We start from the raw sequence: 12,010 nt of genomic DNA on the forward strand, positions 1-12,010 counted from the left end.
TGCGTGGTTGAACAACCGTTGCATCCCATCGGGAGATGAGTCTCCGGCGTACTCGGCCAGTGACCAGCTGTTCTTGCGTTCCAGATCGCTCAGCAGTCCTTCCAACGCCGCCCGCGCCCGCAGCCGCGGCTCACGCCGCACGAAAACGGCGCCAGTACTTGGGAGAACAGCTCATCCAGCGCATCGTCCCAACACGCCGGGACCGCCTGGGCTACCGTGGACACCACGGCCATCGCCGATCACCTTGGAGCTTCACAACCCCATGGTCGCGGCGGTGGCCGTCTCACGTCCGGGACTTCGACCAGCCCAGATCCCGAAGTGCGGCTGGAGTACTAAGGCGCGACCCAGCCGGCCGATGTGCGTCTGCACGGCTCCGCGCCCGGATGCCCGTTCGTCGCAGTCCCACATCCGCTCGACCAGCTCGTCGACGGAGACGAACCGGTTGGCTCGTAGGAGTAACGTGGCGAGAATGATCCGTTGCTTGGCGGCAGGAACGGAGACGATGTCGTCGCCTTCCACCACCTCCAGCGGGCCCAGCACGTTGAAACGAATTGCACGGGCGCCTGTCGTCATCATGATCTGGTCGTCCAAGAGTTCTCAAGCATGGGTCAGCAAGACCGTAGGAAGGGTCTCGCCGCTGTGTCTTGAACGGACTTAACCTCCGGCTCATGAGTCCGATGAGGGGACAACTCCTCCTCGATGCGGAGCTGCCCCGGTCGGAGGGACGCTTCACGTCGATCAACCCGGTGCGGCGTGGTCCCGCGGACAGACCGTGCTCTCGTGGCCGGCTGCCCTGCGGTGCCCGGCCGCAGTCGCTCCTCCGGCCTCGACGGGTGACAGTCGAAGCTGATCGCGATTGCGGCCGGGCGCACACGAGGCCACGACCCGGTCGTGACTCAGGCCGGGCTCACCGTGAGATGACGCTCGAGATCCAGCTCTTGAAGTACGTGACACTCGTGAACATGTCAGGGCCGTCACCGCAGAGATGCCCGGCTACTGTACATGCTGATGAAGAGTTTCTTTTTTAACTAGTAGGACGCAAGGATATAAGCGTAGCGCAACGCGTTTCGCCAACGGTCGTGCCATAATGAATTCGGAAATTATCGACGGCTTCTGATGTCTGGCATCCTGCTGTCAATGGGCCCACAGCGCTAACTTAAATGGATGTATTTGCATGGAAGCCCGAGAATCCACTGCCTGATATATCACGTATGGCTGCCTCGATTTCCGCTCGAGTTACTACGCTTACGACCAGCAGGTTCGGGGCTGCGAAGTAGCCGGCCGATTGCACCTCATCTTCGATATCCTGGCGCAGCCGTATTGGGTCATAAATTACTAGATCATAGACTCGATTGTCGGACTCTACTCGTACCCCTACCAGATAGCCTTTGGACTGTGTTTCATGCTCGTATCCATCTAGCCAGTTTGGGAAGTTGATTATGTAAGCCGCCACGGCCATCCTTGCTGCTGACTACTTGAACTTGATCTTGCCGAGCTCTTGGGCATACTGCTCGACTGGTCGATCTCGTGTGGCACGAATCCCTTGGATGCAACACTGTCAGAATTATCAAAAGTGGATACACCGTGACTAGACTTAACATATCCGGTTTTAGGATCAACCTTAAAATCGTTCGGCCTTGGCGTCAGTTGTGGCGATTCTCCAAGCCGAGCACCACGAAAACACTGGCAGGGCAGTCCGCCCCTCCCTATCGGAGAGCCTGGGCCTATCACGGGGGCGCCGACGTAGTCCGGGTTGGGCATCCAAAAGTCATAGCCACTGCGATATGACTGGTTGCCGTTGCCAGGATGTGTGCCGCTCCAGCACATTTCGTACTCCGCTGCGCTGTCGGTGGTTCTGGCGCACACGTCATCCCATTGGCCGGCGTCGGTTGCTCCCATGAAGAAGCCGTGGATCCAGTCCCACCATTCGCCTTCCGGCAGGGGCTGCACAGAAGGTGGCTGTAGGGAGGTGTCGGCGCCGCCACCCGATGGCAGGTCGACAGGGGTTATGGTCGGAATGCCGGATGGGGTGCAGAGGATGCAAGGAGATCCGCCGCTGGAAGCATAGGAGCTGCCGCCGGGGTAGACCGCCTCACGTAGGCCGCCCTTTAGCCTCGATCTTTCTCGATCTTGAGTTGGTCGGCTGAAGTGTTCGGCTGGAGGTCGATTTCCTCGCTGTGGTCAGCGGGTGGTCAGCGTGGGTGCCCGGCTGTCGCGCCGGGTGGGCGGGGTTCCACGGGCCCTGAGGGTCTCCTTTCCTGATCGTGGGGGCGGGTGGGTGCTGGTCAGGTCGGTGTGGGCAGGGCGTGCAGGCGGGTCAGGGCGGTGATGATCTGGCGGGCCCAGGGCCATCGCGTAGGGATGCGGAGATGCAGGCGGCGGCCGCCGTGCACCAGCCGGCCGGCCACCGCGAACAGGCGGAGCCGCAGGCGTTTGGGCTCGTAGCGGCGGGCGTCGGTGCCGTGCAGGGCGAGCAATTGCATCCAGGCGAGCAGTTCGCAGGCCAGGGCGACGATCTCGAGCCAGATCTGGTTCTGGGTGAAGTCGTGCAGGGGCAGGTTGCGCAGGCCGGTGTCCTTGGCGGCGCGGATGCGGTCTTCGGCGCGGGCGCGGCGGCGGTGGCGTAGTTCCAGGTCGGCGAGCTGGCCGCCGGGGGTGCCGGTGACGAAGCAGGTGAAGCGGTGCCCGTCGAGGTCGGTGAAGCGCAGCTGGGCACCGGGGTGCGGGCGTTCTTTGCGGACGATGACGCGCATGCCCTTGGGCCAGCCGGCCGGCTTCAGCAGGCCGGTGGGCTCGGCGGTCCAGGCCCCCGGCCGCGGTTGGCGGTCGGCGTCGTAGGCGGGGGTCCAGGCGGTGGCCGGGAGCTTGCCGATGGCGGCGGCGATGTCGTCGGTGATGGTGAAGCCGATGGAGTACTTCAGCCATCGTCCGGGTCGGGTGAGCCAGGCGAGGAACTCTCGGGTGCCGCCGCCGGAGTCGGTGCGGATGAGCACGGTGCGCCGCAGGTGCTTGGGCAGTTGGGCCAGGGCGAGCCGGGTCGTCTCGATGTGGTCGGCGGCGGTGTTGGAGCCGGCGTTGCCGGGCCGCAGCATCAGGGCCGCCGCCTTCGCCGCCACCGTCGCCCTGATGGTCGGCGAAGGCGGTCATCGGGTGGAAGCCGTAGCTTTTCTTCCAGGTCGGGGCCGCGCGCTGTCGATCCACGCCGGCCCCGCCGCCAGCCGCTCCGCCTCCTGCCGCTCCCCGTGCGCCCGAAGGACGGCCACCGTTCCCGAGTCCAGCGCGACCGCCGCGTCCGACGACTCCGTCTTGGGCGAGCCCTCCTTCACCTGCCGCCCGACGTTGTTGGGTTGCCTGGCCGTGGCCAGCAGCCCCTCATCCAACTCGGCATCGACCCAGCGCGCCCCGCACGCCTCGCCCCGGCGCAGACCCCGGAAAGCGATCAGGTGGTACAGGGCGTACAACCTGTCAGCCGCCGCGTGATCAAGAAACACCCCGAGCTGCTGAGCTTCCCCTCGTAGCGTGGAGACCGAACCAGGAGAGGTTTGGTCGTGGCAGGAATCACGAGGCGGCGCTTTGATCCAGAGTTCCAGGCTGGGGCGGTGCGTATCGTCAAGGAGACGGGCAAGCCCGTCGCGCAGATTGCGCGGGACCTGGGTGTCAACGAGTACACGCTGTACAACTGGGTGCAGATGGACCGGCACGCAACAGGGCAGGTCGGGCGGGACGGCGACGGAGGCGGCAAGCTGAAGGAGTCGGAGCAGGAGGAGCTGGCGCGGCTGCGGCGGGAGAAGGCTGAGCTGGTCCGGCAGCACGCCAAGGACAGGGCCGCCTGGGAGAAGGAGCGCGCGGTGCTGGAGGATGAGCGTGATGACGCCCCTATGCTTGTCAAGCCGCAGCGGACGAGGTATCCGCAGGTGAGAGTGCTTCGATGATGATCGGGAAGACTTCGCGAGCGACGTAGCGCTTGAGGCAGCGGATGATCTCTTTCTTGGATTTGCCCTCCGTGGTGCGGCGGTCGGCGTAGGCGCGGGTGCGCGCGTCGCGGCCAAGGCGGGTCACGACGATCGTGTAGAGGGCGCTGTTGCTGCGCCGGTCACCACCGCGGCCGGTGCCGGACGGTCTTGCCGGAGGACGCCTCGATCGGGTTGACGCCACACAGGGCGGCGAAGGCCGCTTCGCTCCCGAGCCGGTCGGGGTTGTCGCCGGCGGTGATGAGCAGCGCGGCGGCGGTGTCCGGCCCGCTTCCGTGCCGCTGCAACAGTCGCGGCGCGCGTTCGGTGATGATCGCGACCAGTGCGCGTTCGTGAGCGCGAGCTTCTTCGGTCAGGGCCAGGATCCGGCGGGCGAGCATGCGCAGCACGGTGCGGGCCGCGTCGTCGATGGTGCGATGCTCATCCTCGGGCAGGTCTGCGCAGGTGCGGATGAGCGTAGTCGGCCCAAGACCAGCGAGCGCATCGCGCAGCGTCGGGTCGGCGCGCATGAGGATGGCCCGCAGCTGGTTGATGGCTTGCGTGCGAGCCTTGACCGCCGAATCCTTGGCGACTTTGAGCATGCGGATCATCTCGACGGCGCCGTCACCGGTCTTGGCGATGGCAGCGGCCTCCTGCGACAACACGGCTCGTGCGGCGTTCTCGGCGTCGATGGCGTCGCTCTTACCGCGCCGCCGCCGACGGGCCCGATCGGGTCGGTTGATCTCCAGGATCTGCATGTCGTGGCGGCGCAGGAAGCGGTTGAGCGCGGTGCCGTGCGAGCTGGTGCCTTCAACTCCAGCTCGTCGCAGCTGGCCGTGTCCGCGCGCCCAGTCCAGTAGCGCGGCATATCCGTCGGCGGTGGCCGGGAACGCCTGGGTGCCGATGAGCACGCCCATGACGGTGATCACTGCTGCGACGTGCACGTCGTTGTGGGTGTCCACGCCGAGGACGATCTCCTCATCAACGTCGGTGTCGGCGTCGGCAGGGACGGTGTGGTCGTCGGCGGGGCGGATCACGGATCTCCTCACGGGCTCGGAAGGTGATGGTCACCGGCCGGGCGAGGAGGTCAGGACTGTGATGATGCACATGGCGAGGCCCCTATGGGGACACATCCACGCCTGGTCCGGCGGCACCGCCCGGGCCAGGGCGACAGGTCATCACCAAGGCACGGTGGCCAGTCTCAAACTGGGTCATAACCTGGCTTGTCGGGCGGTACCTCTCCAGCCTCACAGTCCTCAAACGATCCGTGGTCCTATGGGTCAAGGACTCGCTGAACCGATAACCGTGGTGGAGTTCATCGAGTCCCAGAGGACCGAGTTTGGTGTCCCCCACACGATCTGCTTCCGTGCGCTGGGAGTATCGTCCTCGTGGTTCTACAAGTGGAGGAACCGCAGGCCGACGGCTCGACAAGAGCGGCGCGCCCGTCTGGATGAAGAGATCAAGCGGCACTTCGCCGCTTCCGGTGGCACCTACGGGTCGCCCCGCATCACCCAGGACCTGCGGGCCGGGGGCTGGCAGCTGTCGGAGAACACAGTGGCCAAGCGGATGGCCGAGCTCGGCCTGGCCGGGCGCAGGCCGAAGAGACCGCGTTCGCTGACCCGGCAGGGCAAGCGGCCGGCCGCGCCGGATCTGGTCCGCCGGAAGTTCGACGCGGTCGCGCCGGACGTGTTGTGGTGCGGCGATGTGACGCAGATCGACACCGATGAGGGCAAGTTGTACCTGGCCACGGTCGAGGATCTGTTCTCACGCCGACTGCTCGGCTACGCCATGTCCGAACATCATGACGCGGCGCTGACGGTCGCCTCGCTGCAGATGGCTGTGGTCACGCGGGGTGGTGACGTGGACGGGGTGATCTTCCACTCCGATCGCGGCTCGGAATATACGGCTGCCCGCTACCAGGCTAAATGCCGCAAGCACGGAGCGGTGCAGTCGATGGGCCGGGTCGGGTGCGCACTCGACAACGCCGCCTCGGAGGCGTTCAACAGCGTCCTGAAGGTTGAATTCGTGCACCGCCATCGCTTCCGCACCCGCGCGGAGGCCCGACTGAAGATCGCGACCTGGATCGCGGACTTCTACAACATCAACCGCAGGCACAGTGCCAACGACGGGCTGCCGCCTGTCACATTCGAGCGTCAGATGATCGAGAAGCGGCAAGCATCAACGGTCCTGCTGAGGACCGCTGTGGCGTAGAACCGTCTCCACACTTTGAGGGGATTGACAGCCTCGCAAGTACTGCTCCGACGCCTGCCGGTGGACCTTCGGCCGCACGCGCGCCAGGCGCTGGCGTCCGCTCACCCAGCGCCACCAGCGCCACCAGCGCCAGGACAACACCCGCAAGCAGCGCCGTCATCTCCGCGACCAGGCCGAACACCTCGCTCAGGCAGCCGGGAAGCTGGCCCTCGACCTGCACGCGGAAGACCTCCCCCTGCCCACCCAGCAGACTGGCTGGAAATCCGGGCCGATCGCCGGCTACGCCGCGGCCGCGCTGCCCCTGCTCGCTCAGGCCCGCGCCGTCCTGGCCGCGGCCGTCGCCGCCGATCGGGCGTCCGGCGCCACCTGGGACGAGATCGGCGCAGTTCTGGATGTCAGCCCTGACACCGCCGCCCGCCGCTACCGCAGCTGATGGCGGGCCGGCTACCCGGGGCCGAGATGGAGAAGATCTTCTTTTTGGACAACGAGGACATGGCCCTCATCAAGGGACACCGGGGTCGGCACATCCGGTGCGGCTTCGCCCTTCAGCTCATGACCGTTCGCTACCTGGGGGGCTTCCTGGCCGACCCGCGCCTTCCGCAATCCGCCGAGTTGCAAGATAACGGAAGACAAAGCCTCCGCGTCCACGATCACCGCCCAGCTGGTACCCGGGCGGTGATTGCCATCTTGCCAGATAACGCCGCCTATCTAAGAACCGGTCTCGCCCCGCCCGTGATCACAGCCAAGGACGCTCGTACGCTCGCATCTTCTGCGCCGGGGCATCGAGCACGCAACGGCCTTGACCCGGCGTGCCGGGTCAAGGCCGTTGCGTGACGGTCGCGAGCCACCAGGCCTCGCAGGTCACATCACGACCGGGGCCGCCGTCGACAGCGGGGGCGAGATGCCTGGCCCCGCCACTGCGCATCTTCACCCCGATGGTGCTCACTGACACCGGTGCCAAACTGTCCAAATCGCTCATCCGCGACGGCAGGACACCGCCGCCACCCGGCACCCACGACTGGATGCTCGACATCGCCACTTGGCCCGGCGACGTCGTCTCCTTCAATATCGAGCGGGCGCGTTTCAGCAGGTCTAGATGCCTTCAATCCCACGACATGGGAAAAGACTAGACCGACCTGTTACCTTGCCACACAAGGTATCGGGTCATACTATGCCCTCATGGCTGAGGACACCGAGGCGACGCCGGAATCGGCAACCATCGCCCGTCTGCGTCGCGAGCTCGCACGTGGCACGACCGAGCTGGCCGTGCTGTCCGTCCTCAGCGTCCGCCGCCGATATGGCTACGAGCTGCTGAAAGTGCTGCGGCAGACGAGCGAGGGGGTCCTGGAGGTCAAGGAGGGCACGCTCTATCCGCTGTTGCACCGGCTGGAGGATTCCGGCCACATCCTCGCGACTTGGGAGGCGGAAGGGCGTGCCAGGCCGCGCAAGTACTACGTCATCACCCCAGACGGTCGCGCGTACCTCGCCATGCTGCGTACCGAGTGGAGCGGCCTGGTCGACGGGATGCGACAACTACTCGACACACTTGGTGAGGTGCAGGAATGACCGACGAGCGGCAGATCATCGACGATTACACGGAAAAGGTCGCCCGCCATCTGACGGGCCCGGCCCGGGACAGGGCGAAGGCGGAGCTCGGCGAGCACTTGTCCGACGCCGCGGAGGTGGGAGAGTTAGCCCAGGTCCTGAGCCGCCTCGGCGCCCCGGAAGAGGCGGCGGCCGCCTTCGCCGAACTGCGGTCCGCACCGCCGGCTCCCATGGATGCGCGGCTCGCCGCGGTCGTGATCGACAACCTACCGCTCGTCGGGGTCACGATCGCGCTGCTCGTTCAGGGGATCGTCCGGACCATGGAGGTGGGGAACGGCTTCGCGCTGGCGTTCCCGCCCTTCGTGCACGTCAAGATCGGTGACGGCTGCGTGGCCCTCGCACCCCTGCAGTGCGGCACCGGCTACGACTACGCCGGACTGCTCTACAGCCTGGGTGTCCCGCTCGCTCTGCTCTGGTCGATCGTCGGACTGGGGCTGCTGGAGGCATGGACCGGCACGACTCCAGGCAAGCGCCTCATGAAACTACGCGTCGTGACCGAGGCCGGGCTGCGCATCCACCCGGTCGCCGGTGTCGTGCGGCGGCTCAGCCTGCTGGTGGGACCCTTTGCCTGGCTGGACTGGGCGCCGGTCGTGTGGGGCGACCGGCGGCGGGTGCTCGACCGCCTGACCGAGACCAAGGTCGTGAGCACTCGGGAGGCGAAGTGAAGACCGCCGTCCGCGTTCCGCCCCTCGTGGCGCTGGCCGTCGGTGTGGCACTGTGGTTCGTCCCCACGCTCGTGCAGCACGCGGCCTGGTTATTGGGCGATGACGATCGCGCGGTGGACTTCGACCTCGTCCTGGTGTCGCGCTGGATTGCCGCCGCGCTGCTGCTGGGCTTCGTCCGGGCCGTGGAGCGGCGGCCGCTGTCATCGGTGGGCCTGCACGCCCCTCGTGGGCGGGACGTCCTGATCACCGTTGGGCTGGCCGTCCTGGCGCTGGTGGTCAGTGTCACCTTGTACGGGCTTGTCATGGGCACGGGCCCCGACCAGCAGTCGCCGTCGGGACAGATCGTGGCGAGCCTGTCGGTCGCCGGGAGCGTTCACTTGATCGTCAACGCGGCCGTCGTCGAGGAGCTCTTCTTCCGCGGCTTCCTCATGGAGCGGGTCATCGAGCTCGCCCGGCCCTGGCTGGCCGCGCTCGTGTCCTATGTGGTGTTCGTCGGCTCGCACGTGCCCGGCTCGGGCGGGGCCACCACGCTGACCATGGTCGCCGTGGGATCGCTGCTCTTCGTCGGCCTCTATTGGGTCCGCCGCAACCTGCTGTTGTGCATCGGCGCGCATGCCATCGGCAACCTTCCCATCCTGGCCAACGCCCTCGCCTGAACCTCGGCCGTGGCGGTGTCGAGCGCCCGGTCGCCGCCGGCCACGTCGAGGACCTGAGATCACGCGCCAGGGGGAGGCTAGCCGAAACCGACGAGCGTGTGCTCGTGTTGTTGTGTCCGTTCGATGAGGAGTGGAGAGTCGGCCACTCACGCGCGGCAAGCGCGACACTCGCAAACTCGACCTTGTTCTCGGGCGCACCTACAGCCTCCTCGACCGCGACGGCGAGGAAGTGGCCCGCGACCTGCTCCGCCCGTCCGTTCTGACGCTACGCCGTGACGGCGGCTTCTACCGCCCCCACAGCGGCTACAGACTGCGGTCGCGCTTCGACGGACCTAGATCATCCACCCGGGCCTCAGGGTTCAGCAACAACCTCTAAGGGCCGACGCGCGCCGTCCCGTCACCCGCCGTCCCGTCGCCGTGCGCCGCCGCGGGGCGCGCGAGTCCCGCGGGGGGCAGCGGCCTCAGGGACGGATGTGGCGAGTGCCGCGACGCCACACCTCCACGATCGACCGGGTCGCGGTGATGTCCGTGGTGGGGTCACCGTCGACGAGGACGAGGTCGGCCCGCAGCCCGGGCGCGATGCGGCCGCGGTCGCGCAGGGCGAAGTGGCGGGCCGGCACGCTGGTCGCGGCCGCCAACGCCTGCACGGGGCTGAGACCGGCCTTCGTGAGCAGCACCAGCTCACGGTGGATGCTGGCGCCGTGCAGGGCGAGGAACCCGCCGTGCGGGCCGTCGTTGGCGTCGGTGCCGGCCAGGAGGGGGACACCGAAGCGGTGCAGCGCGGCGGCGGTCTCCAGCGCGTTGGCGATGCCGTCGGGATCGACGGGGAAGCCGCTGATGTCCGCGGTGGCGGCGGCGCGGGTCTGGTCGTCGAGCTGTCCCCAGACCCGCTCGTCACGCCACAGCTCGCGCCCCTCGGTACCGGTGATCGCTTCGGTGAAGGACAGGGTGCCGACCACGAACACGCCGTACGAGGCGGCGAGGGCGGCGATCCGCTCACCGTGCCCGTCGCTGGGCAGGTGAGCCAGGCCGTCGATGCCCGCGTCCAGCGCGACGGCGGTGTCATGGGCGGTGGCGACGTGCGCGATGGTGGTCAGCCCGGCCGCGTGGCCCGCTTCGACCAGGGCGGCGACGGCGGCCGGCGTCAGGCAGGGCAGGGACGCGCCGCCCGACGACCCGTCGTCGATGACGATCTTGAGGTAGTCGGCACCGCCGTCCAGCCGGGCCTGGACGAAGCCCTCGGCCTGGTCTGGGTCGGCCACCATGTCGAACGGCCCGTAGAGCTCCCCCATGATCTGGATGGGGTGACCCTCGGGAGCGGTGGCGCCGACCTGGGCGGTGCGCACGTCGGCGACGGTGTCGGCGGCGGCGCGGCGCAGCCGCGCGACGTTGCCCGGCATGGCGAACATGTCGAGCTCGGTGGTGACCCCGAACCGCAGGGCCTGGGCGAGGCTGCCGTCGAAGGCGTGCGTGTGCGCGTCGATCAGGCCCGGCAGCAGGGTGCGCCCGGCGCCGTCGATCCGGGCGGCCCGCGCCAGCGTGGCGGGCGGCAGGGCCCCGGGTGCGGCCACCTGGGCGATGCGGTCGTCCTCGATCAGGACGTCGGCGCGGGGCAGCACCTCCTCACCGTCGAAGACGCGGACGTCGCTGATCACCATGCTCATCTGTCGATCTCCATCCGATCTGCGGACGCCCGGCCGGCGTCCTGGACGGCTTCGACTGTGATCCGCCGCGGCTGGGACCGAGCTGGGATCGGGCTGGAGCGGCCCCGCGTCACGTCAGCGAGCGGCTTCGCTCCTCCCAGTAGGTCAGCCCGTGGCGCCGGTGCGCCTCCAGCGCCGCGCGGGCGTGTTCGCGGGCCGCGTCGTCCGCGCCGATGCGGCGGGCCAGCTCGGCCAGCACGAGATGGGTGGAGCCCCAGCAGGCGCTCCCCATGCCGGCCACGACGAACTGCTCCGCGTGGGGGGCCAGCCGGTGATAGAGGTCCCGAGGGTCGGGGGTGCCCAGCCGGGCGGCGACCAGACCCCAGACCGGCACGAGGAAGTCGGCCACCCAGTCGTCGGGCGTGTCGGTCCCCCAGCGGCCGATCAGCTCGTGGGCCAGCGAGGTCCGGCCGGCCTCGACGGCCGCGAGCACGGCGACCGGCCGCAGCGGCGTCAGATGCGGGCCTGAGGCGGCGGTGACGAGCTCGTCGACGATCTCGGCCACCCGGCCGTGCCCGCGCCGGCAGGTGAACGTGGTCACCAGGCGCCGGAACGCGCTGCCCCACAGCGTCGAGCCGAACCGCATGTCGCCGTACCGGTCGAGCAGGGACTCGGCCTCGTCCCACCTGCCTTCGAGGGTGCTGCGGGCGGTCTGCGCGATGCGCACCATGGACTCCAGCTCCGGCCTGGGCACCGCGGTCAGCAGCGCCTCGCAGCGGGCCAGCTCGCGGTCCCAGCCTTCCAGGTCACCGTCACGCAGCAGGCATGACATCAGGAAGACCCGCGCCGTCACCTCCTCGCTGGCCGGCAGGCCGGGCAGGTTCGCCAGTTCCTCCGCCACCGCCCGCCGCTCGGAGTTGCGGCCCGGACGGAACGCCGCAAGCAGGTAGTTGCTCATCGTGCGGGCCAGCAGCGCGCCGTCCCCGGCCTTGCGGGCCAGCGCGACGGCCTCGACGGCATGGCGTTCACCTTCGGCGCTGCGCGGGCCGTAGTGCAGCTCCAGGGCGAGGGCGCCCAGCAGGGCGGCGCGGTCGGTGTCGGGGAGCGGGCCGTCCAGCAGGTCCTCGATGACGGCCACCATGTCGTGGTCCACGACGCCGTACGAGCGCCAGTTCCACAGCGACGGCCCGCCGATCGCGGTGACCGCCGGGATCAGCACCTCCCGGTCACCGATCTCGCGGGCGAGGCGGATCGCCTCCTCCCAGTCCCGTCGGGCGTCC

General features: G+C 68.3%; 13 protein-coding genes and 2 pseudogenes. 8 read left to right on the forward strand and 7 right to left on the reverse strand.

The genetic code is table 11. From position 1 onward, the window contains the following. From ABFX54_RS56845 to ABFX54_RS05035, 4 genes and pseudogenes are all read right to left on the reverse strand, one after another. Positions 1-233 (reverse strand): annotated as a pseudogene (locus tag ABFX54_RS56845) (IS701 family transposase); the annotation flags it as partial. A gap of 19 nt (positions 234-252) precedes the next feature. Continuing rightward, positions 253-591, reverse strand: coding sequence for an AfsR/SARP family transcriptional regulator (locus ABFX54_RS05025; RefSeq protein ID WP_346101757.1), 339 nt, complete (start codon positions 589-591; stop codon positions 253-255). 1,694 nt (positions 592-2,285) lie between these two features. Then, positions 2,286-3,198 (reverse strand): annotated as a pseudogene (locus ABFX54_RS05030) (IS1380 family transposase); the annotation flags it as partial. Then, positions 3,144-3,491, reverse strand: a complete 348-nt coding sequence (locus ABFX54_RS05035; RefSeq protein ID WP_346101759.1) for a site-specific integrase — start codon at positions 3,489-3,491, stop codon at positions 3,144-3,146. The gene ABFX54_RS05035 and the pseudogene ABFX54_RS05030, both read right to left, overlap by 55 nt. Positions 3,492-3,548: 57 nt before the next feature. On the opposite strand from ABFX54_RS05035, the gene ABFX54_RS05040 reads away from it, so the two are divergent. Then, positions 3,549-3,932: a transposase gene (locus ABFX54_RS05040; RefSeq protein ID WP_346101761.1), complete on the forward strand. Its 384-nt coding sequence runs from the start codon at positions 3,549-3,551 to the stop codon at positions 3,930-3,932. Between the two features lie 161 nt (positions 3,933-4,093). On the opposite strand, the gene ABFX54_RS05045 is transcribed toward ABFX54_RS05040, so the two are convergent. Continuing rightward, positions 4,094-4,987: an IS110 family transposase gene (locus tag ABFX54_RS05045; RefSeq protein ID WP_346101763.1), complete on the reverse strand. Its 894-nt coding sequence runs from the start codon at positions 4,985-4,987 to the stop codon at positions 4,094-4,096. A gap of 271 nt (positions 4,988-5,258) precedes the next feature. On the opposite strand from ABFX54_RS05045, the gene ABFX54_RS05050 reads away from it, so the two are divergent. From ABFX54_RS05050 to ABFX54_RS05080, 7 genes are all read left to right on the forward strand, one after another. Further along, positions 5,259-6,161, forward strand: coding sequence for an IS3 family transposase (locus ABFX54_RS05050; RefSeq protein WP_346101765.1), 903 nt, complete (start codon positions 5,259-5,261; stop codon positions 6,159-6,161). 459 nt (positions 6,162-6,620) lie between these two features. Beyond that, positions 6,621-6,995 (forward strand): DUF4158 domain-containing protein, encoded by a 375-nt coding sequence (locus ABFX54_RS05055; RefSeq protein WP_346101767.1) that lies wholly within the window; start codon positions 6,621-6,623, stop codon positions 6,993-6,995. Positions 6,996-7,096: 101 nt separating this feature from the next. Next, complete coding sequence (locus tag ABFX54_RS05060) at positions 7,097-7,291, forward strand: hypothetical protein (protein WP_346101769.1); 195 nt, start codon at positions 7,097-7,099, stop codon at positions 7,289-7,291. Positions 7,292-7,340: 49 nt separating this feature from the next. Then, a complete protein-coding gene (locus tag ABFX54_RS05065; protein WP_346101771.1) occupies positions 7,341-7,727 on the forward strand; it encodes a PadR family transcriptional regulator in 387 nt (128 codons plus the stop codon). After that, a complete protein-coding gene (locus ABFX54_RS05070; protein WP_346101773.1) occupies positions 7,724-8,431 on the forward strand; it encodes an RDD family protein in 708 nt (235 codons plus the stop codon). Before ABFX54_RS05065 ends, ABFX54_RS05070 begins: the two co-directional genes overlap by 4 nt. Further along, positions 8,428-9,087 (forward strand): CPBP family intramembrane glutamic endopeptidase, encoded by a 660-nt coding sequence (locus tag ABFX54_RS05075; protein WP_346101775.1) that lies wholly within the window; start codon positions 8,428-8,430, stop codon positions 9,085-9,087. Before ABFX54_RS05070 ends, ABFX54_RS05075 begins: the two co-directional genes overlap by 4 nt. Positions 9,088-9,217: 130 nt before the next feature. Beyond that, positions 9,218-9,463 carry a hypothetical protein gene (locus ABFX54_RS05080; RefSeq protein ID WP_346101777.1) on the forward strand — a complete coding sequence of 82 codons (246 nt, stop codon included), beginning with the start codon at positions 9,218-9,220 and terminating at the stop codon, positions 9,461-9,463. 85 nt (positions 9,464-9,548) lie between these two features. On the opposite strand, the gene ABFX54_RS05085 is transcribed toward ABFX54_RS05080, so the two are convergent. Beyond that, complete coding sequence (locus ABFX54_RS05085) at positions 9,549-10,751, reverse strand: amidohydrolase family protein (protein WP_346101778.1); 1,203 nt, start codon at positions 10,749-10,751, stop codon at positions 9,549-9,551. A gap of 109 nt (positions 10,752-10,860) precedes the next feature. Further along, positions 10,861-12,010, reverse strand: a 1,150-nt coding sequence (locus ABFX54_RS05090) for a hypothetical protein (protein ID WP_346101780.1), incomplete at its 5' end; no start/stop codon positions are given.

The organism is Nonomuraea maheshkhaliensis (assembly GCF_039529435.1).
Lineage (GTDB): Bacteria > Actinomycetota > Actinomycetes > Streptosporangiales > Streptosporangiaceae > Nonomuraea > Nonomuraea maheshkhaliensis.